This is a genomic window from Microbacterium galbinum (genome assembly GCF_023091225.1).
Taxonomy (GTDB): domain Bacteria; phylum Actinomycetota; class Actinomycetes; order Actinomycetales; family Microbacteriaceae; genus Microbacterium; species Microbacterium galbinum.
This window is the reverse complement of record NZ_JAHWXM010000001.1, coordinates 1,717,686-1,743,295: the sequence shown is the minus strand read 5'-3', so window position 1 is coordinate 1,743,295 and position 25,610 is coordinate 1,717,686. Positions and strand designations below refer to the sequence as shown.

General features: G+C 69.6%; 17 protein-coding genes. 11 read left to right on the top strand and 6 right to left on the bottom strand.

What is annotated here, in order from left to right:
• Nucleotide 1: 1 nt before the first annotated feature.
• The 4 genes from KZC52_RS08310 to KZC52_RS08295 form a co-directional block, all read right to left on the bottom strand.
• Nucleotides 2-823 (bottom strand): energy-coupling factor transporter transmembrane component T family protein, encoded by an 822-nt coding sequence (locus KZC52_RS08310; RefSeq protein WP_247623571.1) that lies wholly within the window; start codon nucleotides 821-823, stop codon nucleotides 2-4.
• The gene (locus tag KZC52_RS08305; protein ID WP_247623570.1) at nucleotides 820-2,529 is read right to left on the bottom strand and encodes an ABC transporter ATP-binding protein; all 1,710 of its coding nucleotides are present in this window, start codon (nucleotides 2,527-2,529) and stop codon (nucleotides 820-822) included. Before KZC52_RS08305 ends, KZC52_RS08310 begins: the two co-directional genes overlap by 4 nt.
• Before the next feature lie 195 nt (nucleotides 2,530-2,724).
• A complete protein-coding gene (locus KZC52_RS08300; protein ID WP_247623569.1) occupies nucleotides 2,725-3,270 on the bottom strand; it encodes an ECF transporter S component in 546 nt (181 codons plus the stop codon).
• A gap of 69 nt (nucleotides 3,271-3,339) precedes the next feature.
• A complete protein-coding gene (locus KZC52_RS08295; protein WP_247623568.1) occupies nucleotides 3,340-5,889 on the bottom strand; it encodes an excinuclease ABC subunit UvrA in 2,550 nt (849 codons plus the stop codon).
• A 183-nt stretch (nucleotides 5,890-6,072) separates the two neighbouring features.
• Between KZC52_RS08295 and KZC52_RS08290 the strand changes: the two genes are divergently transcribed.
• From KZC52_RS08290 to KZC52_RS08265, 6 genes are all read left to right on the top strand, one after another.
• Entirely contained in the window at nucleotides 6,073-8,355 is a 2,283-nt protein-coding gene (locus KZC52_RS08290; RefSeq protein WP_247623567.1) for a carbon starvation CstA family protein, read from the top strand.
• A gap of 1 nt (nucleotide 8,356) precedes the next feature.
• Nucleotides 8,357-8,596, top strand: a complete 240-nt coding sequence (locus KZC52_RS08285; protein ID WP_247623566.1) for a YbdD/YjiX family protein — start codon at nucleotides 8,357-8,359, stop codon at nucleotides 8,594-8,596.
• A gap of 143 nt (nucleotides 8,597-8,739) precedes the next feature.
• The gene (locus tag KZC52_RS08280; RefSeq protein ID WP_247623565.1) at nucleotides 8,740-9,921 is read left to right on the top strand and encodes a sensor histidine kinase; all 1,182 of its coding nucleotides are present in this window, start codon (nucleotides 8,740-8,742) and stop codon (nucleotides 9,919-9,921) included.
• A 9-nt stretch (nucleotides 9,922-9,930) separates the two neighbouring features.
• Nucleotides 9,931-10,650: a LytR/AlgR family response regulator transcription factor gene (locus KZC52_RS08275; RefSeq protein ID WP_247623564.1), complete on the top strand. Its 720-nt coding sequence runs from the start codon at nucleotides 9,931-9,933 to the stop codon at nucleotides 10,648-10,650.
• On the top strand, nucleotides 10,647-11,021 hold the full coding sequence (locus KZC52_RS08270; RefSeq protein WP_247623563.1) for a heavy metal transporter: 375 nt from the start codon (nucleotides 10,647-10,649) through the stop codon (nucleotides 11,019-11,021). Before KZC52_RS08275 ends, KZC52_RS08270 begins: the two co-directional genes overlap by 4 nt.
• Nucleotides 11,018-12,475 carry a sodium/solute symporter gene (locus KZC52_RS08265; protein ID WP_247623562.1) on the top strand — a complete coding sequence of 486 codons (1,458 nt, stop codon included), beginning with the start codon at nucleotides 11,018-11,020 and terminating at the stop codon, nucleotides 12,473-12,475. The genes KZC52_RS08270 and KZC52_RS08265 overlap by 4 nt, the downstream gene beginning before the upstream one ends.
• Nucleotides 12,476-12,490: 15 nt before the next feature.
• Here the strand turns inward: KZC52_RS08265 and KZC52_RS08260 are convergent, their stop codons facing one another.
• Together KZC52_RS08260 and KZC52_RS08255 are read right to left on the bottom strand one after the other, a co-directional pair.
• On the bottom strand, nucleotides 12,491-13,408 hold the full coding sequence (locus tag KZC52_RS08260) for a pirin family protein (RefSeq protein WP_247623561.1): 918 nt from the start codon (nucleotides 13,406-13,408) through the stop codon (nucleotides 12,491-12,493).
• Nucleotides 13,405-13,707, bottom strand: coding sequence for a GNAT family N-acetyltransferase (locus tag KZC52_RS08255; RefSeq protein ID WP_247623560.1), 303 nt, complete (start codon nucleotides 13,705-13,707; stop codon nucleotides 13,405-13,407). Before KZC52_RS08255 ends, KZC52_RS08260 begins: the two co-directional genes overlap by 4 nt.
• A 293-nt stretch (nucleotides 13,708-14,000) precedes the next feature.
• Here KZC52_RS08255 and recQ point away from each other — a divergent pair, with 293 nt between their 5' ends.
• From recQ to KZC52_RS08230, 5 genes are all read left to right on the top strand, one after another.
• Entirely contained in the window at nucleotides 14,001-16,052 is a 2,052-nt protein-coding gene (recQ, locus tag KZC52_RS08250) for a DNA helicase RecQ (RefSeq protein ID WP_247623559.1), read from the top strand.
• A gap of 310 nt (nucleotides 16,053-16,362) precedes the next feature.
• Nucleotides 16,363-21,495, top strand: a complete 5,133-nt coding sequence (locus tag KZC52_RS08245; protein WP_247623558.1) for a choice-of-anchor G family protein — start codon at nucleotides 16,363-16,365, stop codon at nucleotides 21,493-21,495.
• A gap of 82 nt (nucleotides 21,496-21,577) precedes the next feature.
• Entirely contained in the window at nucleotides 21,578-22,390 is an 813-nt protein-coding gene (locus KZC52_RS08240) for a DUF5819 family protein (RefSeq protein ID WP_247623557.1), read from the top strand.
• On the top strand, nucleotides 22,387-23,457 hold the full coding sequence (locus KZC52_RS08235; RefSeq protein ID WP_247623556.1) for an HTTM domain-containing protein: 1,071 nt from the start codon (nucleotides 22,387-22,389) through the stop codon (nucleotides 23,455-23,457). The genes KZC52_RS08240 and KZC52_RS08235 overlap by 4 nt, the downstream gene beginning before the upstream one ends.
• Nucleotides 23,458-23,491: 34 nt before the next feature.
• On the top strand, nucleotides 23,492-25,552 hold the full coding sequence (locus tag KZC52_RS08230) for an acyl-CoA dehydrogenase family protein (RefSeq protein WP_247623555.1): 2,061 nt from the start codon (nucleotides 23,492-23,494) through the stop codon (nucleotides 25,550-25,552).
• Nucleotides 25,553-25,610: the final 58 nt, after the last annotated feature.

The window sequence follows — 25,610 nt, the reverse complement described above, 5'->3', positions numbered from 1 at the left end:
TTCAGAGGGAGGGCGGTTGCCAGGGGGAGAACACGAGGAGGATCACCGCGGATGCCGCGAGACTCAGCGCGACGAAGATCGTGTCTCGCGTGCGGAACGGCACCAGGTGCCGCTCGGTGCGGGTGGGGTGTGCGCCGAAGGCCCGGGAGTCCATCGCGAGGGCGACGCGCTCGGCGTGCCGGATGGCCCCGGCGAGCAGCGGGACGATGTACCCCCATCCGCGTGCGATGCGCGAGAAGGGGCCGTTGCCGCCATGGTGTCCTCGCACGCGATGGGCTGCGCGGATCACCGAGAGCTCGTAGCCGAAGCGCGGCACGAAGCGGAACGCGGCCAACGCCGTGTAGCCGATGCGGTACGGAACCCGCAGCTGCTGCACGCTCGCCCGCACGAGGTCGGGTCCGCTGGTGGTGAGCCCGCCGATGAGGGCGAGCGAGATGATCGCGCCGAGGCGCAGCGCCGTGGCGAAACCGATCATCAGTGCTCCGCTGTAGAGGGTCCAGTCGCCGATCCGCAGCACCGGGGTCGTGTCACCGACGAGCGCGGTGTCGACCCAGAGCGAGAAGCTCACGCCGATCACGGCCATGCCGACGGGCAGCACCGCGAGCAGCAGGAGCAGACGCCAGGTGAGGCGGGCGCCGACGAGCAGCAGCACATAGGCGAGCAGCAGGAACGCGGCCGGAGTGGCGAGGTCGCGCACGAACACCAGGAAGATCATCGCCGGGGCGAATCCCGCCACCTTCGCGAGCGGGTTGAGGGCGTAGAGGAACTGATGCCGCGAGGTGACGGTCATCGTCGCGTACGGGTCGAACGCGGTGGCGGTCATGCCTCGGCCCCCCGTGCGTGCGCCGCGAGCACCCGCTGCAGGGCGGGCAGGCGGAGCCCCGCCGAGGTGAACGTCTGCTCGTCGCGGAAGAGATCGGCCGTGCGTCCGCTCGCGTGCACGCGCCCGTCGGCGAGGATCACGGTGTGCGTCGTGTGCTCGGCGACGAGCTGCAGGTCGTGGGTGACGATCACGATCGTCGTGCCCTCGGCGCGCAGACTCTGCAGCAGCGCGAGCAGTTCGGTCGCCCGCGCGCGATCCTGGCCGAAGGTCGGCTCGTCGAGCGCGAGAACGCGGGGGCGGGTGATCAGCGCGGTGCCCACCGACAGGCGGCGCTTCTCGCCGCCCGACAGCAGGAACGGATGCACGTCGGCCTTGTGCGCGAGGCCGAAGCGCTCGAGCATCTCGGTCACGCGCTCGGTGACCTCGGCATCCGTGATCTGCTCGCCCTGCGGCCCCTGAGCCTGTCGAAGGGTCAGCCCGTGCGCGAGCTCGTCGAACACCGTGTGCGCGATGAACTGATGCTCGGGGTTCTGGAACACGAAGCCGATGCGGGCGGCGAGGTCGCGGGGAGCGGCCCGCCCGGGATCGATGCCGTCGACGTCGACCTGCCGCTTCGGCGGCGGAACGACGCCGGCGAGCGCCTGGATGAGCGTGGTCTTACCGGCCCCGTTGGCGCCGACGATGGCGGTGAGGCTGCCGGGCGTGAGATCGAGGTCGATGCCGTGCAGGATCTCGGTGCGGCCCCGGCGCACGGTGAGCCCGCGCGCCCGGATGATCGCCTCGCCCGAGGGCGCGGCATCCGTCGTCGGGTCGGTCGCGGTCGCGGTCGCAGCCGCGCTCGCGGGGGTGGATGCCGGGGGCAGTTGCGCCGCCAGCTCCTCGGGTGTCAGGGGCAGGGGGTCGAGACGGATGCCGTCGTCGCGCAGTCGCAGCGCCGCCAGCGTCGCCGCGGGCAGCCACACCCCCATCGCGACGAGCTCGTCGGTGTGCGCACGGAGGATCTCGGCGACCGGGCCGTCGTAGGCGACGCGCCCCTCGCGGTCGAGCACGATCGTGCGGGTGACGAATCCCATCGCGGCGTCGAGGTTGTGTTCGACGAGGAGGATCGCCCGGTCGCCCGCGGCGATCACGTCGGCGAGGGCGGCGTAGACGTCATCGATGCCCTGCGGGTCGAGGTTCGCGGTCGGCTCGTCGAGCACGATCAACGGCGACCCCATGGCGAGGGCGCAGGCGATCGCGAGGCGCTGGCGGCCGCCGCCCGAGAGCCGGTCGGGGTTGTCGTCGCGGCGCTCCCATAGCCCGACGCGGCGCAGGGCGTCTTCGGTGCGGGCGGTGACTTCAGCGACGGGCAGGCGCAGGTTCTCGGGGCCGAAGGCGACCTCGTCGTAGAGGGTTCCGGTGACGATCTGGGCATCCGGGTCTTGGAAGACCATCGCGACCCGCGTGCTCAGCTCGGAGGTCTGCGCGTCGGCGGTGCCGACCCCGCCCGCCTCGACCGTGCCGGTCATGGTGGCGGGAAGCGCGTGCGGGATGAGCCCGTTCAGCGCGAGCGTGAGCGTCGACTTGCCCGAGCCCGAGGGGCCGAGCAGCAGCACGACCTCGCCCGGGTCGATGTCGAAGGTCACGTCGCGCGGGGAGGGGTGCGCGGCATCCGCGTGGGTGAGAGAGACATCACGCACGCGGAGAAGAGGCGCGGATGGGCGCACGGCGAGACCCCGGGTCGGTGGACGTACGTCTTCGGTGGAACGTACGTCTCTAACTTAGCCGAGCCTTACCTGACCTCGCGACGTGCATTCGTGAGTCCGTAAGGGGTCAAGACACGCCTCACGCCCGGCATCCGCTGAGGCGTGTCTTGACCCCTCACGGAGAGTCGAGCGCGACGGATGCCGGGAACGACGCGCTCAGCGACGGGCGACGCCGGCGCGGCTGAGTGCCGTGCCGACCGCGAGGCCGATCGCGGTCCACGCGATGGGGCCGAGCACCGAGATCGCGAGGTACGTGATCTGCGCCCACAGCGGCATCGTGCCGAGGTGCGCGGCGAAGAACACGGCGACGGCCACGACGACGCCGATCAGCGCCGCCGAAATGAAGAAGCGCCAGGCGCCCCAGGCGCGGTAGCGGGTGAGGGCCGCGACGCCCTCCTGGATCGCGCCGAACAGCAGCGCCGTGCCGATGAAGCGCAGCGCCCAGGCCGGGTTGAACGCGCTCGAGACGAGGGCGGCGATCAGGTGCGTGATGAGCGCCACGAACGGACGCCGCAGCACCTCCTGCGCGATGATCCCCGGCAGCACGTGCGAGCCGAGCACGAGCCCGTAGAGGAAGAGCAGGGGGCTTGCGAGCAGGATCGGCGTGACCCATCCGGCGATGCCTCCGATGAGGCCGGTCGCGACGCCGATCGCGGCGCAGATCAGCAGCACGCGGGTCGGCAGGACAGAGGTTCGGGCCACGGTTCCAGCCTACTTGCGCGCACGATGCGCGGATGCCGAGGGGGCCGTGCAAAAGCACGGCGTCGGTGGTCAGCGCAGGCGTTCGGCCAGGTAGGGCGCCGTGCGGCTCGCGGGAATCTGCGCGACCTGCTCCGGGGTTCCGGCCGCGATGACGCGGCCCCCCGCGTCGCCACCGGCGGGCCCGAGGTCGATGACCCAGTCCGACGCGGCGACGACGTCCATCTCGTGCTCGACGACGACCACGGTGTCGCCGGAGTCGACCAGCGCATGCAGCTGCGCGAGCAGCCGTTGCACGTCGGCGGGGTGCAACCCGGTGGTCGGCTCGTCGAGCAGATACAGAGTGTGGCCACGGCGCACGCGCTGCAGCTCGGTCGCCAGTTTGATGCGCTGCGCCTCGCCGCCGGAGAGCTCGGTGGCGGGCTGGCCGAGGCGGAGGTATCCGAGCCCGACGTCGAGGAGAGCACGCAGGCTGCGCGCCGCCGCCGGAATCGAGGCCAGCGCCTCGGATGCCTGCTCGACGGTGAGGGCGAGCACGTCGGCGATGGTCCGGCCGTCGTAGGTGACCTCGAGCGTTTCGGCGTTGTACCGCGCGCCGTCGCACGTCGGGCAGCGCCCGTAGCTGCCGGGGAGGAACAGCAGCTCGACCGAGACGAATCCCTCGCCGAGGCAGGTCTCGCAGCGCCCGCCGACGACGTTGAACGAGAAGCGTCCGGCGCCGTACCCGCGCTCGCGAGCGAGGTCGGTGCGGGCGAAGACGGCACGTACGGCATCGAACAGACCCGTGTAGGTCGCAAGGTTCGAGCGCGGTGTGCGGCCGATCGGCTTCTGGTCGACCCGTACGAGACGATCGATGTGCTCGAGACCGCGCACGTCGCGCACGGTCAGGGAGTCGCCGCCCGCATCCGGCACCGTCGCCTCGGCCGGCCGGGAGTCGTCGCCTCCGGCATCGATCGGGGTGTCGTCGATCTCGTCGGGGGTGTCGTCCGAGCGCAGGTGCGCGCGCACGACTTCGGGGAGCACCCGACTGACGAGTGTCGACTTGCCCGACCCCGAGACACCCGTCACGGCGACGAGGGTGCCGAGCGGGACGGATGCATCGATGTCGGCGAGGTTGTGCAGGCTCACGCCCTCGACAGTGAGCCACGCCGATGCCTCTCGGCGGTCGCGTCGCGTCACGGATGCCGCATGCGCGTCGGGGAACAGGAACGGCCGGGTGACGGATGCCTCGACAGCGGCGAGCCCCGGGACCGCGCCGCTGTAGAGCACGTGCCCACCGCCTTCGCCGGCACCGGGGCCGACGTCGACGATCCAATCGGCGTGCCGGACGATGTCCATGTTGTGCTCGACCACGAAGACCGAGTTCCCGGAGCGTTTGAGCTGTGCGAGCACGTCGAGCAGCTGCTCGGCGTCGGCGGGATGCAGACCGGCCGAGGGCTCGTCGAGCACGTAGACCACCCCGAAGAGTCCCGACCGCAGCTGCGTCGCGAGCCGGAGCCGCTGCATCTCACCGGGGGACAGGGTGGTCGTCGCTCGGCCCAGCCCCAGGTAGCCGAGCCCCAGGTCGGTGAGCACCTCGATGCGCGCGAGGAGATCGGTCGTGAGGGCGACGGCGACGTCGGTGCGCTCGCCCGAAAGAGTGGTGGGGAGCGCAGGCGTGACCTCGGTGAGCTGCGTCGTCGGGCGGATGACGTCGGCGAGGTCGGTCAGCGGGAGAGCGTTGAGCTCGGCGATCGATCGGCCGGCGAACGTGACGGCCAGGGCCTCGCGCCGCAGCCCCGTACCCCCGCACAGCGGGCACGGTCCGGAACGCACGAACTGGAGCACCTTGGTGCGCATCATCTGGCTCTTCGAGTCGGAGAGCGTATGGAAGACGTACTTCTTGGCGCTCCAGAACATGCCGTTGTAGGGCTTGGCCACGCGGTCGCGCTGCGGGGTGATCTGCACGACCGGCTGCTCGTCGGTGAAGAGCAGCCACTCGCGATCGGCACGGGGAAGATCCCGCCAGGGGACGTCGACGTCGTAGCCGAGCGCGATCGTGATGTCGCGCAGGTTCTTCGCCTGCCACGCGCCCGGCCAGGCGGCGATCGCACCTTCGCGGATGCTCAGCGAAGGGTCGGGCACGAGCGAGTCCTCGGTGACGGTGTGTGCGACGCCGATGCCGTGACACTCCGGGCAGGCTCCGGCGACGGTGTTGGGAGAGAACGCATCGGAGTCGAGCCGGGTCGTGAAACCCTCCGGGAAGGTGCCCGCCCGGGAGAAGAGCATGCGCAATGAGTTCGACAGCGTCGTCACGGTGCCGACGCTCGATCGCGAGCTGGGCGCGCCGCGCCGCTGCTGCAGGGCGACCGCCGGGGGCAGGCCCGAGATCGATTCGACGTGCGGATCGTGGCCCTGCTGGATGAGCCGCCTCGCATACGGCGCCACCGACTCGAGATATCGGCGCTGGGCTTCGGTGAAGATGGTGCCGAACGCGAGCGACGACTTGCCCGATCCCGAGACTCCGGTGAACGCGACGATCCGATCGCGTGGCATGTCGACGTCGACGGAGCGGAGGTTGTTCTCGTTCGCCCCGCGGACGCGGACGAACGAGTCGGGTGCGTTCTCAGAGGGGGAGGGCATTGTCGCGAGTGTATCCGCGACGTCGGACATCGCCCTGGGTGCCGTTCAGGAACGGATGCCGCGGCATCCGTTCGTCGCATCGTCGATGCCGCTCGTCGCACGGCATCCGCTCCCGCTCCTCGACCCCCGCGCCCGTTTCCTAGCGTGGGGGAACGCAATGACGCGCACCCCGAGGAGAACCCCATGACCGCACCTTCGTCGCGCCGACGCGGCGCCGGAACCGTCGACGACGAGCCCATCATCGTCACCGACCCGAAACTCCCACCCGTCGCCCTCTCTCCCGAGCACGAGGAGAAGAGCCGGCGCTGGACCCTCCCGAAGATCCTGATCTGGACGGCGATCGCGCTGCTCGGCGGTGTCGCCTGGGTGATGCTCGCGATCGTGCGCGGCGAGACCGTGAACGCGATCTGGTTCGTCTTCGCCGCGGTCTGCACCTATCTGATCGGCTACCGCTTCTACTCGAAGGTGATCGAGAAGTACATCACCCGCCCCGACGACCGCCGCGCGACACCGGCCGAGGTCAAGCAGGACGGCAAGGACTACGTCCCCACCGACCGCCGCGTGCTCTACGGGCACCACTTCGCCGCGATCGCCGGCGCCGGCCCGCTCGTCGGTCCCGTGCTCGCCGCGCAGATGGGCTACCTGCCCGGCACGATCTGGATCATCGTGGGTGTCGTGCTCGCGGGCGCCGTGCAGGACTACACCGTGCTGTTCTTCTCGATGCGCCGCGGAGGCCGCACCATCGGCCAGATGGCCCGCCAGGAACTCGGGCGGATCGGCGGCACCGCCGCGATCATCGCCTCGCTGCTGATCATGCTGATCATCGTCGCGATCCTCGCGCTCGTCGTCGTCAACGCCCTCGGTGAGAGCCCCTGGGGCGTCTTCTCGGTGGCGATGACCATCCCGATCGCGATCTTCATGGGCATCTACCTGCGCTTCCTGCGCCCGGGCAAGGTCACCGAGGTCTCGATCATCGGGTTCGTGCTGCTCATGGCCGCGATCATCGGCGGCGGCTGGGTCGCCGGCACCGAGTGGGGCCAGGCGATCTTCCACCTCGACCGCACCACGATCGCGTGGGGCATCATCATCTACGGCTTCATCGCGGCGGTGCTCCCGGTGTGGCTGCTGCTCGCTCCCCGCGACTACCTCTCGACGTTCATGAAGATCGGTGTGATCGTGATGCTCGCCGGAGCGATCATCCTGGTGCGCCCCGAGATCACGGTGCCCGCCGTCAGCATCTTCGGCGAGAACGGCATGGGGCCGGTGTTCGCCGGTCCGCTCTTCCCCTTCCTGTTCGTGACCATCGCCTGCGGAGCGTTGTCGGGCTTCCACGCCCTGATCGCCTCCGGCACGACGCCCAAGCTCGTCGAGAAGGAGCGTCAGACGCGCTTCATCGGCTACGGCGGCATGCTCATGGAGTCGTTCGTCGCGATCATGGCGCTCGTCGCCGCGATCTCGATCGACCAGGGCATCTACTTCGCGATGAACGCGCCATCGGCGGTGACGGGCGGTACGGTCGAGGGCGCGGTCGCCTTCGTGAACTCGCTGGGTCTGACGGGGGTGAACCTCACCCCCGAGATGCTCACCGGCACGGCTCAAGCGGTCGGCGAGGAGTCGATCGTCTCGCGCACCGGCGGCGCCCCGACCCTCGCGCTCGGCCTCGCGCACATCATGCAGCAGGCGCTCGGTGGGCAGGCGCTCATGGCGTTCTGGTACCACTTCGCGATCATGTTCGAGGCGCTGTTCATCCTCACGGCGGTGGATGCCGGCACCCGCGTCGCCCGCTTCATGCTGCAGGACTCGATCGGCGCCTGGTTCCCGAAGTTCCGCGACGTCTCGTGGCGGCCCGGCGTGTGGATCTGCACGGCGATCATGGTGGCCGGCTGGGGAGCGATCCTCATCCTCGGCGTCACCGACCCGCTCGGCGGCATCAACACGTTCTTCCCGCTGTTCGGCATCGCGAACCAGCTGCTCGCCGCGATCGCGCTCGCCGTGGTGATGGCGATCGTCGCCAAGCGCGGCCGCAGCTACGTCAAGTGGTTGTGGATCATCGGCCTGCCGCTCGCGTTCACCGCGGTCGTCACGGTCACGGCCTCGCTCTACAAGATCTTCTCGCCGGTCCCGGCGATCGGATACTGGGCGAACCACTTCCGCTACCTCGAGGCGCTGAACACCGGTGACACGTCGCTCGGCGAACGCGAGGTGCTCGAGGCGGTCATCCGCAACACGGCCGTGCAGGGCACGCTCTCGATCATCTTCGTGACGCTCGCGCTGATCGTCATGATCGCGGCGATCGTCGTCACCATCAAGGCGATCCGCAACGGCGGCGGCGAGAACACCGAAGACGAACCGGTCGCCTCCCGCCGGTTCGCCCCGGCGGGCTTCCTGCCCAACGCCGACGAGCGCGAGCTCGAGAAGCAGTGGGAGCCGATCCTCGCCGATGAGCGCAAGGTCTCGAGCCACTGACATGGTGATCCATCACACGGATGCCGCGCCCACCCCGTTGCGTGCACTGATCGGTGCCGCGGCGCGGGTCGGGCGCGGCATCCGCTGGTACATGACGACGCTGATGGGCGACACGGCCTACGCGACCTACGTCGCCCATCACCGTCGTCATCATCCGGACGAGGACCCGATGACCGAGCGCCAGTTCTGGCGTCAGCGCATGGACGACCAGGACCGCAACCCCGGCGCCCGGTGCTGCTGACCGGTGCGCGTGGGGCCCTTCGACAAGCTCAGGGACCCAGTTGTGCGTGGCGGGGCCCTTCGACAAGCTCAGGGACCCACAAGGGCTGGGTCGCTGAGCCTGTCGAAGCGTCCCCCACGAGGCACCCTGCCTAGGCTGATCACATGACCGACGTCGTTCTCGCCGCCGTGCTGGGCGTGCTCGGCGGCATAGCGCTGACGGTGCTGCTGCTGCTCGCCCGCCGTCTCGCGCGCGGCGCGGCCGATCTCGGCAGCGAGGGTGAGCAGGCGGCTCTGCGGGCGCTGCATCACGCGAGTCTCGCCGCTCCGCACCTGCGCGCGGGCCTCTCGGCTCCGGAGGTCGTGAAGGCCGCCCGGCACCTGCGCGTGCTGCTCGGCAGTGCCGCGGTCGCGATCGTCTCCGCCGACGACACCGTCTCGTTCGACGGCGCGCCCGATGGGCTGGAAGCCGCGGCCGTGCGGATCGCGAGCCGCGTGCGCGAGTCGGGTCGCCGACAGGTCTTCCCCTCGCGGGCCGCCGACGACCACCTCGAGGGCGTCGGTGCGCCGATCGTCGTCGACGGCCACGTGATCGGCGTGGTCGTCGCGTTCGCCGCCCCCGTGCGGGCGGCGCTGGTCCGGGCGGCCGAAGAGGTCGCCGACTGGTGCGCGGCACAGGTCGAGCTGGGCGGACTCGACGCCTCGCGCACCCAGCTCGCCGAGGCCGAACTGCGCTCGCTGCGCGCGCAGATCTCGCCGCACTTCATCTACAACGCCCTCACGGCGATCGCCTCCTTCATCACGACCGATCCCGCCCGCGCCCGCGATCTCGTGCTCGAGTTCGCCGACTTCACCCGCTATTCGTTCCGGCGGCAGGGCGAGTTCACGACCGTGGCCGATGAGCTCGAGAGCATCCGTTCCTACCTCGAGCTCGAGCGCGCCCGCTTCGGCGAGCGTCTGCGCGTGACGCTGCAGATCGCGCCCGAGACTCTCGCAACGGTGATCCCGTTCCTCTCCGTGCAGCCGCTCGTCGAGAACGCGGTGCGCCACGGGCTCGAGCCGGGCGAGGGCGGGGGCGAGATCCGGATCGCGTCGCGCGACGAGGGCACGCACACCGAGATCACGGTGGAGGACGACGGCATCGGCATGGATCCGGATGCTCTGCGCTCCACCCTCACGGCGGCCGACGACGGCCTGCACGTGGGGCTGCGCAACGTCGACACGCGCCTGCGCCAGCTCTACGGGGCGGACGGCGGCCTGGTCGTCGAGACGAACACCGGCGCCGGTACCCTGGTGCGCATGCGGGTGCCCAAGTCGCAACCGCTGAACGACCCGGACAACGACTGAGGTGCGGCCATGATCGACGTGCTCGTCGCCGACGACGAGAGACCGGCGCTCGACGAACTCGTGCACCTGCTGCGCGCCGATGATCGCATCGGTGACATCCTCACGGCCACGACGGGTGCCGACGCCCTGCGGCAGCTGTCCCAGCGCGCGGTGCGCATCGCCTTCCTCGACATCCACATGCCCGGGCTGCTCGGCACCGAACTCGCGCGAGGACTGCTCTCGCTCGCCGAACCGCCCGCCGTGGTCTTCGTCACCGCCGATGACGCCCGCGCCGTCGAGGCCTTCGAACTGCGCGCGGCCGACTACCTGCTCAAACCCGTGCGCGCCGCGCGCCTGCGGCAGGCCGTCGACCGGGTGATCGAGCGCGGCGACGCGCCCTCGGCGGGTGACGACGAGGTGCTGCCCGTCTCGATCGGCTCGGCGGTGCGCTTCGTGCGCCGCAGCGACATCCGCTGGGTGCGGGCGCAGGGCGACTACTCGCGGCTCCACGACGACGGCGATGCCGGGCATCTCGTGCGCATCCCGATCTCCGAGCTCGAGGCGCGATGGGCGGATGCCGGATTCCTGCGCATCCATCGCTCGACACTGGTGCGGGCATCCGCCGTCACCGAGGCCCGACTCTCGGGCACCGATCCGTCGGTATCGGTGGGCGAGATCGTGCTGCCGGTGAGCAGGCGCCTGGTGCCGACCGTGCGCGAGGCGCTGGTGCGCAGCGAGGGGCTGCCGTGATCGAGGCGCCGAAGCGGGTGCGGGTGACGGCGGATGCCGCGCCGCGCCGCCCGACGACGGCGACGCGCGGGATCGCCCTGCCGGGCTCCCCGGTCGACGAAGCGGATGCCGTGTACGCGCGCGCCCTGATGCGCAGCCAGTTCCGGCTAGCCCTCGGCACGATCGCCGGGTTCGTGCTGGTGGTGCTGGCGATGGCGTTGACGATCGCGCTCATCCCCGCGATCGATCGGATCGTGCTGTGGGGGTTGCCGTTGTCGTGGCTGCTGCAGGCGTTCGCGTTCTATCCGGTGATCCTCGTGTTCGCGCTGCTGTACGTGCGCACCGCCGCGCGCAACGAGCGCCGGTACCGTGCCCTGCGGGACCGCGAGTGAACGCGGTCCTCGATCTGGTCGGCGTCGCGCTCGTGGTCGTCGCGACGCTGCTGATCGGCGTCTACGGCCTGCGGATCTCGCGCACGACGAGCGACTTCTTCGTCGCCTCCCGCACCGTGCGCCCGGTGTGGAACGCCTCGGCGATCAGCGGGGAGTACCTCTCGGCGGGCACGTTCCTGGGGCTCTCGGGGCTGGTACTGCTCGACGGGGCGCGCGGGTTCTGGTTCCCGATCGGCTACGCGGCGGGGTATCTGCTGGTGCTCGCGTTCGTCGCCGCACCCCTGCGCCGCAGCGGGGCGTACACGATCCCCGATTTCGTCGAGGCCCGGTTGGAGTCGACCTCGGCGCGACGGGTGACGAGTGCGGCCGTGCTCATCATCGGTTGGCTGTACATCGTGCCGCAGCTGCACGGTGCGGGCATCACCCTCGTCGTCGTCGCGGGGCTGCCGGAGTGGGTGGGCGCGGTGACCGTGGCGGTGCTCGTGGCCGCCGCCGTCGCCGCGGGCGGCATGCGCGCGATCACCTACGTGCAGGCGTTCCAGTACTGGCTCAAACTCACGGCACTCCTCGTGCCGGTCATCCTCATCGCGTTCGCGCTGAGCGGCGGTCCGCACGACTTCGACCCCGCGCTCGTGTTCCCCGCCGAGGCCGGCCCCTCGGGGTTCGACGCCTATGAGACGGCCTCCCTCCTGCTCGCCCTGCTGCTGGGCACGATGGGGCTGCCGCACGTGCTCGTGCGCTTCTACACGAGCCCGACCGGCGTCTCGGCGCGCCGCACCACCGTGATCGTGATCGCGATGGTGAGCGCGTTCTACGCGGTCTCGAGCGGCATGGGACTGCTGGCGCGCATCGCCGCGCCCGACCTCGCGGTGCCGGGTCTCGCCGACACCGTCGTGCTGCAGCTGCCGTCGCGGGTGTTCCCCGGCATCATCGGCGAGCTGCTGACGGCCCTCATCGTCGCCGGGGCCTTCGCGGCATTCCTCGCGACGTCGGCGGGACTCGTCGTGTCGCTCGCCGGGGTGATCAGCCAGGACGTCTTCTCGGGCTCGGTGCGCTCGTTCCGCGTCTCGGCGCTGCTGTGCGCGCTGGTGCCCCTCGCGATCGCGCTGCTCACGGTGCCGGCGGGGTTGGTCGCGAGCGTCGGCGTGGTGTTCGTCGTCGCGGCATCCACGCTGTCACCGGTCGTGCTGCTGGGGGTCTGGTGGCGCGGGCTCACCGCGCGCGGGGCCGTGGCCGGCATGGTGAGCGGCGGGGTCGCGTGCGGGCTCGCGTTGCTCGTGCACGCGGCGATCGACGGGGTCGGAATCGCCGCACCGTATCTCGCGCAGCCGGCCGCGTGGACGATCCCGCTCGCCGTCGTCGTCACGGTCGTCGTGTCGGTGCTCGATCCGCGCGGGCCCTCGCCCCGCACCGACCGATTCCTCGCCCGCGTGCACACCCCCGAGCGCGGGTGACGGATGCCGCGGGCGTCAGAGCTTGCGGCTGCGGGGCATCAGGCGCACGGGCGGCAGCGGAGGAGCTGGGATGCGTACGTCGTGCCCCTCGACCTCTCCGAAGCGGGCGGATGCCGCCTCCCACTCCTCGCGCGCCTCGGCGATCTCGTCGTGCGAGCGGCCCGCGAAGTTCCACCACATGACGATCTCGTCTTCGAAGGGCTCGCCGCCGAGCACGAACAGCAGAGCGCCCTCTGCGCTCTCGACCGTGACCGTGTCGCGGGAGTCGCCCAGATAGAGGGTGTCGTTGAGGGAGAGCGGATGCTCCGCCACCTGCGCATCGCCCTCGACGAGCATCACGGCGTGCTCCCACTCGGGGCGCAGCGGCAGCCGCACGCGGGCTCCCGCGGGCACGACGATCTCGGCGCCGACGATCGGGGTGTGCACGGTCGCCGGTGAACGGACGCCGGCGAACTCGCCGAGAACGACGGTGGCGGAGGCATCCGCTCCCTGTTCGGCGGGAAGAGACAGGCCGGGCAGTTCGGTGTGGCGTTCGAAGCCGGCGGCCCCGTGCCGCGCGGACTCCGGCAGCACCACCCAGAACTGCAGGGCGTCGAGGGGGATCGGGTCGTCGCCGATCGAGTACTCGGAGTGCGAGATGCCGTTGCCCGCCGTCATGAGGTTGAGCTGCCCGCGGCGCAGGTCGGCATCGCTGCCGAGAGAGTCGCGGTGGCGGATCTCGCCGACGAGCGGCCAGGTCACGGTCTGCAGGCCGATGTGCGGGTGGGGCTCGACGCGCATGCGGGTGTCGGCGGGGCCGAAGCGGTCGAGGAAGCACCACGCGCCGATGGTCGGCAGGTTGCGGTGGGGCAGCGCACGCAGCACGTTCATGCCCCGGACTCCGCCGAGGGGAACCTCGCGGGGTTCGAGGACGATGCGCCGCTCGCCGATCATGCGCCCGGTCGCTTCGGCCAGCGGATCTCGGCGCCCGGGATCTCGTGCGTCTCGAGGTAGGAGGCGATGTAGGGGCACAGCGGCACGATCGCGTCGCCGCTCGCCGCGGCATCCGTCAGCGCGGCCTTCGCGAGCTTGCCTGCCAGCCCCTGCCCCTGGAACGCGGGGTCGATCTCGGTGTGCGTGAACCGGATCTGGCCGTGCTTCGTCTCGAACGCGGCGAAGCCGGCGAGCAGGTCTCCGGTGCGGATCTCGTAGCGCGAGTCGTCGTCGTTGCGGGTGACGGTGATGTCGGTCATCGGATGCTCCTTCGGGCGTCTGGTTCAAACCTACGCCCGCGCGGGGGGAGCGCGGCTCACCCGGTGAGGGGTCAGAACACGCCGCGCGCCCCGGGGCCGTGGCGGCGTGTTCTGACCTCTCAGGGTGTGGGGATACGGCGCATGCTCCGGAGGAGATCTCACGTTCTGCAGGACGGAAACGGGGAAACGCTCCTGCGTTGCGTGAGATCTCCTCCGATACGGCGGCGCCCGCCCGGTGACGGACCTGTGGAGAGGGGCGGGCCGGCGTCGGCGGGGGTCGTTACGCTGGAGGGATGCCGCAGACTCCCCGTGACCCGTACGCGGACCTGCCGTACGCCGACGAGCCCTACGACGACGGGTGGGAGCCCAGCGCCCCGCCCGAGCCGATGGACTGGGAGCCGCAGGGCGCCGGTTTCGAGCCGCCCCTCGACTGGGGCCCCGGCCCCACGACCCCGGTGTCGACGGCATCCGCACCGCGGCCGAGCAGCGCACCCGTCACCCGCCGCGCCACGCCGAGCCGATACGCGACCGCGCGCGAGGCCTTGCACACGGTCTTCGGCTACGACGATTTCCGCGGCGACCAGGCCGCGATCGTCGATCAGGTGATCGCCGGCGGCGACGCGGTGGTGCTGATGCCCACGGGTGGCGGCAAGAGCATCACGTATCAAGTTCCCGCGCTCGTGCGCGAGGGCACCGGACTCGTCGTGAGTCCGCTCATCGCTCTCATGCACGACCAGGTCGACGCGCTGCGTGCCAACGGCGTCAACGCCGCCTACCTCAACTCCACGCAGTCGCCGCAGGAGCGTGCAGAGGTCGAGCGCTCCTACATCGCGGGTGAGCTCGACGTCATCTACGTCGCCCCCGAGCGTCTGTCGAACGCGCAGACCACGGCGCTCCTCCAGCGCGGCACCCTCAGCGTGATCGCGATCGACGAGGCGCACTGCGTGTCGCAGTGGGGGCACGATTTCCGCCCCGACTACCTCGCGCTGGGCGACCTGGGCGAGCGGTTCCCCGGGGTTCCGCGCATGGCGCTCACGGCCACCGCCACCCGCGCCACACACCAGGAGATCACGGAGCGTCTTCAGCTCGGTACCGCGCAGCACTTCGTCGCCAGTTTCGATCGCCCGAACATCCAGTACCGGATCGTGCCGAAGGTCGACCCGCGCAAGCAGCTCGTCGCCTTCATCAAGTCGCAGGAGTCCGCCGAAGGCGCGGCCACCGGTCCCGCGGGAATCGTCTACGCGCTCAGCCGCAAGTCGGTCGAGCAGACCGCCACGTATCTCGCCGCGCAGGGCCTCGACGCCCTGCCGTACCACGCGGGCCTCCCCGCCGAGGTGCGGGCCGCCAACCAGTCGCGGTTCCTGCGCGAAGACGGCGTCGTCATGGTGGCGACGATCGCTTTCGGCATGGGCATCGACAAGCCCGATGTGCGTTTCGTCGCTCATATCGACCTGCCCAAGTCGGTCGAGGGCTACTACCAGGAGACGGGCCGGGCGGGGCGCGACGGCGAGCCGTCCGTCGCCTGGATGGCCTACGGCCTGGGCGATGTCGTGCAGCAGCGGCGCCTGATCGACCAGAGCCCCGGCGACCGCACCTTCAAGATGCGCATGGGACAGCACCTCGACGCGATGCTAGCCCTGTGCGAAACGGTCGAGTGCCGCCGGCAGAACCTGCTCGGCTACTTCGGCCAGGAGTCGCAGCCCTGCGGCAACTGCGACACCTGCCTCGAAGACACCGAGACCTTCGACGGACTCGTCCCCGCCCAGAAGCTGCTCTCGACGATCGTGCGCCTCAAGCGCGAGCGCAACCAAGCCTTCGGCGCGGGGCACCTGATCGACATCCTCCGGGGAGCGTCGACCGAACGCATCCGTCAGCAGGGCCACGACAAGCTCGCCACCTACGGCATCGGGTCCGATCTCTCGGATCAGGATTGGCGCAGTGTGGTTCGCCAACTTCTTGCCCGAAGCATTCTCATGGCGCAAGGGGAATATGGCACCCTCGCACCCGGCGAGCAGGCCGCCGGAGTGCTGCGCGGCGAGACCGCCGTGCCCCTGCGCAAAGACACGATCGGGCGTGCGACGACTACGCGCGCGCGCAAAGCGACGGCCGCGGATTCGGTGGATGCCGACGACCGGCCACTCTTCGAAGCCCTCCGGATCTGGCGTGCGGAAACCGCTCGTGAACTGGGCAGACCCGCGTACATGGTGTTCAGTGACGCCACGCTTCGAGCCCTCACGGAGAACCGCCCGGCGAGCCTCGCCGACCTCGATGGCATCAGCGGTATCGGAGCGAAGAAGCGCGATGACTACGGCGACGCCGTGCTCTCGGTCATCGCCGCCAACTGATCCTCTCCACCAGCGTCTCCGTCGATGACACGGGGCGCACAACGACGTTTCGCGACCCCGAATATTCTCGAAATGGAATTCACTGAACGCCTAGACAACCATCGAAATCTCCCGTAGAAACACTCTTACTTGCGCCTGACCGGTAAAGAAGCCGGTTCCTGGGGGGGCCTAGTGACGACGAACTTCGTTCGACATCACGGGAGGGCAAATGAGCAGTACACGAAGGAGGACTCTGCCCAAAAGCAGGATCCTCGCAGTAGCAGCAATCAGTGCAGTGGTGGTCGGGAGCGTCATCGCCCCGACAGCGGCGGTGGCAGCTCCAGGGGACGATTCTGCCTCCAGTTCGCGATTCCTCACGGGCAGTCTTCTGCTCGGCGGACTACCGCTCGACGACGTCGTGGCGCTGCAAGGGGTGCAGACGACCAACGACGGCTCGACGGGTGAACCCGTCGTCGACACCGGAGGCCTCGACATCACGGCGCTCAACGCGCTGAGTGTCAGCGTCCCGGGTGGTCTCAGCGTGCCGGCGCTCTCGAACTTCCTCACGCTCGGTGCGGCGAACCAGTACTCCGCCTCGAATCCCGATGGCTCGAGTCGCGCCGCGACCGGGGCAGTCGCGGACAACGGCGTAGTCGATACCACGGGCGCCGGTGCCTACCCGGCGAATGCCTCGCTCAATCTGCAGGGGCTGCTGGGCTCGACGGTGACGAGCGTCGTCGGAGACCTCGACGTCTCGCTCGGGGCGATCAGCTCCGAGGTTTCTCTTGCGGGCGATGGGACCGTCTCCCGCGACTACAACGTCGCCGGAGGAACGGTGACGCTCCAACTTCCCGCGGTGGCCGGGCTGACGAACACGCTCGTCGGTACCGGCGGTGTCGCCTCGACCGTCGACACGGCCGTGGGCACGCTCACCGGACCGAACGGCCTCCTGGCGGGTGCGATCGCGGGCCTCAACGCTGCGTTGGCGCCGATTCTCGGCAACCCGAACCTGAACATCACCATCACCACCCAGGTGAATCAGGCGCTGAACACCCTCCTCGACACGCCCATCGGCGATGACGTGGTGACGGTCAACCTGCGAACAGGAGTCGTTTCGGCCGATCTCGATGAGTTGCTGGAGGACACGACCGGCCGGGGACTCAACAGCCTCGAGGTCGATGAGGAAGTGCTCTCGGCGGAAGTGCTCAACAACCTGATCACCCGCGTCGGGAACGTGCTCGGCACGGTTCCCGAGCTCGTGCGCACGACGCTCACCACCACGCTCAATGCCGCGGTCCTGAACATCTCTGGCACCGTCTGCGTCGTGGGCACCGGCGCCACCTGCTCCACGACGCCGATCGACCTCGGAACCGGCGTCGTGATCGCGGTGACGAACCAGACCCTCGGCAGCATCACCGGCGCTCCGGGATCGCCCGCTCCGGCGGCCACGATCACGGTCAAGGTGGCGGGAGCGAACGTCCCGATCGCCCTCGGCACGCTCGTCGCAGCTCTCGCAGGGCCGATCAACACCGTGCTGCTCGGACCGGGTGGTGTCGTCAACACCGTCGTGCCCACCGTGACAACGGCGGTTACGGGGATCGTCACCGCGATCGCCCCGGCGGTCAGCCTGCTCAACGGCGTCGTCTCGCTCCGCGGTAACGTGCAGCCCGACAACGGCCCGATCTACAGCCAGGAGGCGTTCGTCCTCACGGTCGGCGCGATCGCCGGCGGAGGCGGGGTGGGCACGCTCGTGCTCGCTCGAGCCGAAGCGGGGCCGAACGCGCTCGCTCCTCTGCTCGAGGCGACGAGTCCGGTGAAACCGGGACAGCCCACCACGCTGACCTCCAGCGGTTGGCCGGCGAACACCGCCGTGAGCGTCCAGCTCGCCGATGCGGAGGGAACGGCGGTCGGTGATCCGATCAGTGTGACGACGAACGGCGACGGAGACTTCCCCGCCGGAACGACGCTGACGGTTCCGCCCACGTCGGCAGCCGGCGACTACACGATCACGGCATCCGCCGGTGATCAGACGGTCGAAGCGCCGCTGGTGGTCGAGGCCTACACGCCGACGGTCTCGGCGACCGGTCCGATCACGGTCGGAGAATCCACGACGCTCACCTCGGGCGGCTGGCCCGCCGAGGCCGAGGTCACCTTCGAACTCGAAGACCCCACCGGCGCCGCTGTCGGCACCCCGGTGACGGTGACGACCGACGAGGACGGCAACATCCCCGCGGGCACGACGCTGACGGTTCCGGCCGGCTCCGCGATCGGCGACTACACGGTCGCCGGTGAGGACGAGTTCGGAAACACGGCGGAGGGCACCGTCACGGTGCTCGCCGTTCCGGGCACGCCGCAGTTGACGGCATCCGGTCCGGTGAAGCCGGGCCAGACGACCACGATCGCCTCGGGCGGGTGGCCCGCCGAGGTCGACGTCACGTTCCAGATCGAGACCGAGGCCGGCGATCCCGTCGGCGACCCGGTCACGGTGACGACCGACATCGACGGCAACATCCCGGCCGGCACAACCCTCACGGTCCCGATCTCGACCGACCCGGGCGACTACGTCGTCGTCGGTGAGGGCGAGGGCGATACGGCCGAGGGGCCGCTCGTGGTGGCTCCGTGGACCCCGACCGTCGAGGCGTCGGGTCCGGTGAAGCCGGGTCAGGCGACGACGATCACCTCGGTTGGATGGCCGCCGGCGACGTCGGTGACGTTCCAGCTGGAAGACGGCGAGGGTGAGCCCGTCGGTGCACCGGTGACGGTCACGACGGATGCCGAGGGCAACGTGCCCGCAGGGACCGTGCTCACGGTTCCCGTCGGCACGGAGCCGGGCGACTACACGGTCGTCGGTACTGGCGTCGAAGGGATCACCGCGGAAGCGACGGTCACGGTGGAGCCGTGGACGCCGACCGTCGAGCTCTCGGGTCCGGTGAAGCCGGGCCAGCCCACGACGATCACCTCGGGTGGGTGGCCGCCGCTGGCGAGCATCACGTTCCAGCTGGAGGATGCCGATGGCAACCCGGTCGGTGACCCGATCACGGTCGAGGCGGATGCCGATGGCAACATCCCCGCTGACACGGTCCTGACCGTTCCGGTCGGCACCGATCCCGGCACACTGACGGTGGTCGGCACGGATGCCGATGGCAACACGGGTGAGGGGGATGTGACGGTGGAGCCGTGGACGCCGACCGTCGAGCTCTCGGGTCCGGTGAAGCCGGGCCAGCCCACGACGATCACGTCGGGTGGGTGGCCGCCGCTGGCGAGCATCACGTTCCAGCTGGAGGATGCCGATGGCAACCCGGTCGGTGACCCGATCACGGTCGAGGCGGATGCCGATGGCAACATCCCCGCGGGGACGACGCTGACGGTTCCGGCCGATGCGGATCCGGGCACTTTCACGGTGGTCGGTACGGATGCCGATGGCAACACGGGTGAGGGGGATGTGACGGTGGAGGCCTGGGCCCCGACCGTCGAGCTCTCGGGGCCGGTGAAGCCGGGGCAGCCCACGACGATCACGTCGGGTGGGTGGCCGCCGCTGACGGAGGTCACGTTCCAGCTCGAAGACGAGAACGGCGACCCCGTGGGCGAGCCCGTCATCGTCACGACCGACGAGAACGGCGACGTTCCGCCCGGAACGACGATCACGGTTCCGGCCGATGCCGACCCCGGCACCTTCACGGTCGTCGGTACCGACGAGAACGGCAACACGGGTGAGGGAGACGTGACGGTGGAGGCGTTCGCGCCGACGCTCGACGTGACCAGCCCGGTCGCGCCGGGAGCGGTGACCGACATCACCTCCGACGGGTGGCCGCCGCTCACCGACGTCACGTTCCAGATCGAGGATGCGGCAGGCGACCCCGTGGGTGCTCCGGTGACCGTCACGACCGACGGGAACGGCGTGGTGCCCGCGGGGACGCAGCTCACGGTTCCGGGAACGGCCGAGCCGGGTGACTACACAGTGGTCGGCGAGGACGTGAACGGCAACACCGTGGAGGCCGACCTCGTGGTCGAGGCCACCGGAACCGACACCGATCCGGTGACGGACCCGGGTACGGACACGGACACCGATCCGGGTACGGACACGGATACGGGTACCGATACCGACACGGGTACGGACACGGGTACGGACACGGATACGGGTACGGACACGGACACGGGTACGGACACGGACACGGGTACGGACACGGACACGGGTACGGACACGGACACGGGTACGGACACCGATCCGGGTACGGATACGGACACGGGTACGGACACCGACACGGGTACGGACACGGACACGGGTACGGACACGGACACGGGTACGGATACCGACACCGGTACGGACACCGATCCGGGAACCGACACGGGTACCGATCCGGGTACGGACACGGATACCGACACGGGTACGGATACCGACACGGGTACGGACACGGACACGGGTACGGACACGGACACGGGTACGGACACGGACACGGGTACGGACACCGACACGGGTACGGATACGGACACCGATCCGGGAACCGACACGGGTGCCGATCCGGGTACGGACACGGATACCGACACGGGTACGGATACCGACACGGGTACGGACACGGACACCGGTACGGACACGGGTACGGACACGGGTACGGATACCGACACGGGTACGGACACGGACACGGGTACGGACACCGACACGGGTACGGATACCGACACCGGTACGGACACCGATCCGGGAACCGACACGGGTGCCGATCCGGGTACGGACACGGATACCGACACGGGTACGGATACCGACACGGGTACGGACACGGACACCGGTACGGACACGGACACGGACACGGGTACGGACACCGACACCGGTACGGACACGGACACGGGTACGGACACCGACACGGGTACGGACACGGACACGGGTACGGATACCGACACGGGTACGGACACGGACACGGGTACGGACACGGACACCGCTACGGACACGGATCCGGGAACCGACACCGACACGGATCCGGGCGCTGACCCCGGCACCGACACGGACACGGGTACGGACACCGACACGGGCACGGACACCGGAACCGACACGGGCACGGACACCGGAACCGATCCGGGTTCCGAGCTCGGGATCACGATCCTCTACCCGCAGCGCGCACAGGGCGAGTCCCAGTCCGCGACGGGAACCGGGTTCCGGCCGGGTGAGGTGGTGACGGGCGTCATGCAGTCCGCGCCGCTCAACCTCGGCACGCAGGTCGCGAACGCGGCCGGCCAGGTGACGTTCACCTGGACGATCCCGGCAACGCAGGATCTCGGCATCCACACCGTGACGCTCACCGGAGCGGAGTCCGGATCGGTCTCCATCCAGTTCCGAGTGACCCCGTCGGGTCTGGCGACCACGGGTGCGGAATCCGGACCGTCGCTGGTCTGGGGCCTGGCGTTCCTGTTGGCCGGTGCGGCCCTCGCGGCCGGCGCGCGGAGGAGGCGGATGTCGGTGACGTCGAAGACGTGACCGATCACGATCGGCGGCACCCGGGATCCCCCGGCTCGGGTGCCGCCGTACGTCTCCGCAGCAGGCCGAGCAGAGGACGCAGATGACCCACACGTCGACGAGAGCGCAGCCGATTCCGAAGGCGGCGAAGGTCGCCAGCGCGGCAGCGCTCCTCCTGGCGGCGGTGCACATCGCTCTCACCGCCGTGTTCAACGTCCCGTCGACGGAGGTCAAATACGAGGCGCTCCCCGGTCGGGCGGCGGATGCCTGGATCCGGCCCTACTTCGTGCAGGACTACCGGATCTTCGCCCCCGACCCGGCCAGCGCCGACCGCAACCTCTGGGTGCGGGCGTGGGTCGAGACGCCGGACGGCGAGCGGGTCGAGACGAAGTGGGTCGACGTCACGGCCATCGAACTCGCCGAACCGTACCGCCGCGTGCTGCGCAAGCAGCTCACGGTGATCGGTGCGGAGCAGCTCATGACCTCGTTCGGCAAGCTCACCGAGGCGCAGAAGGCGGTCGTAGAGGAGAACTTCCACACGAGCCCTGACCTGGCCGAACTGAACGAGGCTCTGCTCGCGGCCGACGATGCGAACGCGGGTGATGTGCGTTCCTTCATCCGCGCCACGAACTACACGACGTCGTACGCGACGCAGGCGGCGCGCGCACTCTGGGGCGACGACGGCGAGATCCTCGCCGTGCAGACCCGGTCGGTCTACAGTCCGGTGATCCGGTGGGACGACCGCAACGACCCGGATGCCGTCCGCCCCGACTCCTCTTATACGCAGCTGGGCTGGCGCCCCGTGCTCGACTGGTCGCAGCAGAGCGAAGACGCGTTCGCGCGCACGTTCCTGCACTGGGCCGAAGCGGCCGGCGTGACCGGCTCGCTGACCGGCGACGAGGAGGATGCCGAATGAACACGGTCACCCGACTCTGGGACTCGTTGCTCCACTGGCTGCTCGATCGCCGGCACGCCACCTACGGCCTCGCCGTGATGCGCATCGGTTTCGCGGGACTCACGATCGTCAGCATCCTGCTCTATCTGCCGGACTACTCCTATACCTTCGGTGAAGGATCGCGCTGGGGAGAGTCGCTGTATCGACCGAGCGGGGTGAACACCTACATCTGGCCGATCTCGATCCTGTTCTCGCGCAGCGATCCGGACTGGTTCACCTACCTCAAGCTCGCCCTGCTGCTCGCGGTCGCGGTCGCCTACCTGCTGGGCTGGCGGATGCGCATCATCGCGCCGCTCTTCGTCGTGCTGTGGCTCGGCTACGCGTCGACGAACCCGCTCGTGCTCAACACCGGGCACTACCAGACGTTCCGGGTGATGCTCCTCTTCCTCCTGCTCGCCGACACGTCGCGGCGCTGGTCGCTCGATGCGCGCCGTCGACGGGTGACCCGTGACGAGCATCCGCTCTCGTTCCGCGGCCACATGCTGCCGCGCTGGGTGCCGGTGCTGTCGAACAACGTCGCCGTCATCCTCATCGGCGCGCAGCTGTGCATCGTCTACATCACCAGCGCACTGTGGAAGCTGCAGGGGTCGATGTGGACCGAGGGCATCGCCGCCTACTACCCGTTGCGTCTCGAGCAGTTCATCCTGTTCCCCTGGCTCAACGAGATCGCCTGGCACGTGACCCCGGCGATCTTCATCGCCTCGTGGCTGAGCGTCTACATGCAACTGCTCTTCCCGCTGACGCTCCTCAACCGCTGGACGCGCATCTTCGGACTGATCGCGATCACGGGCATGCACGCCGGCATCGGCATCCTGATGTCGCTGCCGTTCTTCTCGCTCGTGATGATCTTCAGCGACATGATCTTCGTGCGCGACGTGACCTGGCGCAAGGTGCAGCTCTGGGTCGTGCGGAGGTGGAAGCGACGCCGGACTGTGAGCAACCGACAACCCGACGCGGGCACATCCCGACAGGGCGTTGGAGAGGATGTACAGGTGACTTCGCCCGAAGTTGTCGGAGTTCTACGATAAGAGCACTCCACCTTCTTCTCCGAGAGGAATGCTCATGGTCGACGCCGCCGTCCGCACCACGAAGACCCCGATCGTCGAGGCCACCAGCCCCGCCATCGATGTCGCCCGCGTCAACGATCTCCTGCTGGGGACCTGGGGCGACACCCGCCGCGAGGCCCGCGAGATGATCAAGGACTCCGCCTTCTGGCGGCAGGACGACCTCGGTAAGGACGAGCACCGCGAGCGCGTGCTCAGCCAGCTGCACCTGCTCGTCGAGAAGAAGGCCGTGCACCGAGCGTTCCCGAAGTCGCTCGGCGGCGAGGAGAACAACGGCGCCAACATCGCGAGCTTCGAAGAGCTCGTCGTCGCCGATCCCAGCCTGCAGATCAAGTCGGGTGTGCAGTGGGGCCTCTTCGGATCGGCCGTGCTGCAGCTCGGCACGCAGGAGCACCACGAGAAGTGGCTGCCCGGCATCATGGACCTCTCGATCCCCGGCGCGTTCGCGATGACCGAGATCGGCCACGGATCGGACGTCGCCGCGGTCGGCACCACCGCGACCTACGACCCCGCGACCGAGGAGTTCGTCATCCACACCCCGTTCCGCGGGGCGACGAAGGAGTACCTCGGCAACGCGGGTCTGCACGGCATCGCCGCGACCGTGTTCGCGCAGCTCATCACGAACGGTGTGAACCACGGCGTGCACTGCTTCTACGTGCCGCTGCGCGGAGACGACGGCGTCGATCTCCCCGGCATCGGCCGTGAGGACGACGGACTCAAGGGCGGACTCAACGGCATCGACAACGGGCGCCTGAGCTTCGATCAGGTGCGCATCCCGCGCACCAACCTGCTCAACAAGTACGGCGACGTCGCCGCCGACGGCACCTACACCAGCGCCATCGACAGCCCCGGTCGTCGCTTCTTCACGATGCTCGGCACCCTCGTGCAGGGGCGCGTCTCGCTCGACGGTGCGGCATCCTGGGCATCCGCCCTCGGCCTGCACATCGCGATCACGTATGCGACCCAGCGCCGCCAGTTCGACGGCGTCGACGGGCAGGAGGTCGTGCTGCTCGACTACGGCAAGCACCAGCGCCGCCTGCTGCCGCGCCTGGCCACGACCTACGCGCAGATCTTCGCGCACGACGAGTTCCTGCGGAAGTTCGACGGCGTCTTCTCGGGGCGCACCGACACCCCCGACGACCGCGAAGACCTCGAGACCCTCGCCGCGGCGCTCAAGCCGCTGTCGACCTGGCATGCGCTCGACACGCTGCAGGAGGCGCGCGAGGCGTGCGGCGGTGCGGGCTTCATGTTCGAGAACCGTCTCGTCGGACTGCGCGCCGACCTCGACATCTACGTCACCTTCGAGGGCGACAACAACGTGCTGCTGCAGCTCGTCGGCAAGCGCCTGCTCACCGACTACGCGAGCCAGTTCAAGGGCAAGGATGCCGCTGCCCTCGCCAAGTACGCGGTGGGGATGACCGCCGGCAAGCTCTTCCACGGTGCGGGACTGCGCCAGTTCGGTCAGTCGGTCGCCGACCTCGGACAGGTCTCTCGGTCGGTCGAGAACGGTCTGCGCGAGGAGCAGCAGCACCAGTTGCTCACCGAGCGCGTGCAGCAGATGGTCGCCGACATCGCGAACCGGCTGCGTCCCGGTGCGAAGGACAAGGCGCTCGGCGCCCGCCTGTTCAACGAGAACCAGGCCGAGCTCATCGAAGCGGCCCGCGCTCACGGTGAGCTGCTGCAGTGGGAGGCGTTCACGGATGCCGTGCACACCGTCGACGACGAGCAGACGAAGGCCGTGCTCACGTGGCTGCGCGACCTCTTCGGTCTGCAGCTCATCGAGAAGCACCTCGCTTGGCACCTGATCAACGGGCGTCTGTCGATGCAGCGCGCGGCGGCGGTGTCGAGCTACATCGACCGGCTCTGCGCCCGCCTGCGGCCGCACGCGCTCGACCTCGTGAACGCGTTCGGCTACGAGCCCGAGCACGTGCGCGCACCGATCGCCTCGGGTGCGGAGAAGGCCCGGCAGGACGAGGCCCGCGCGTACTACGCCGACCTCGCAGCCTCGGGCGAGGCTCCGATCCAGGAGAAGGCGCTGCGCGCCGCGAAGAAGCACTGAGCCGGGGTTCACAACTCCGGAGGAACTGCATGGAAAAGGGCCCGATCGGCGTGATCGG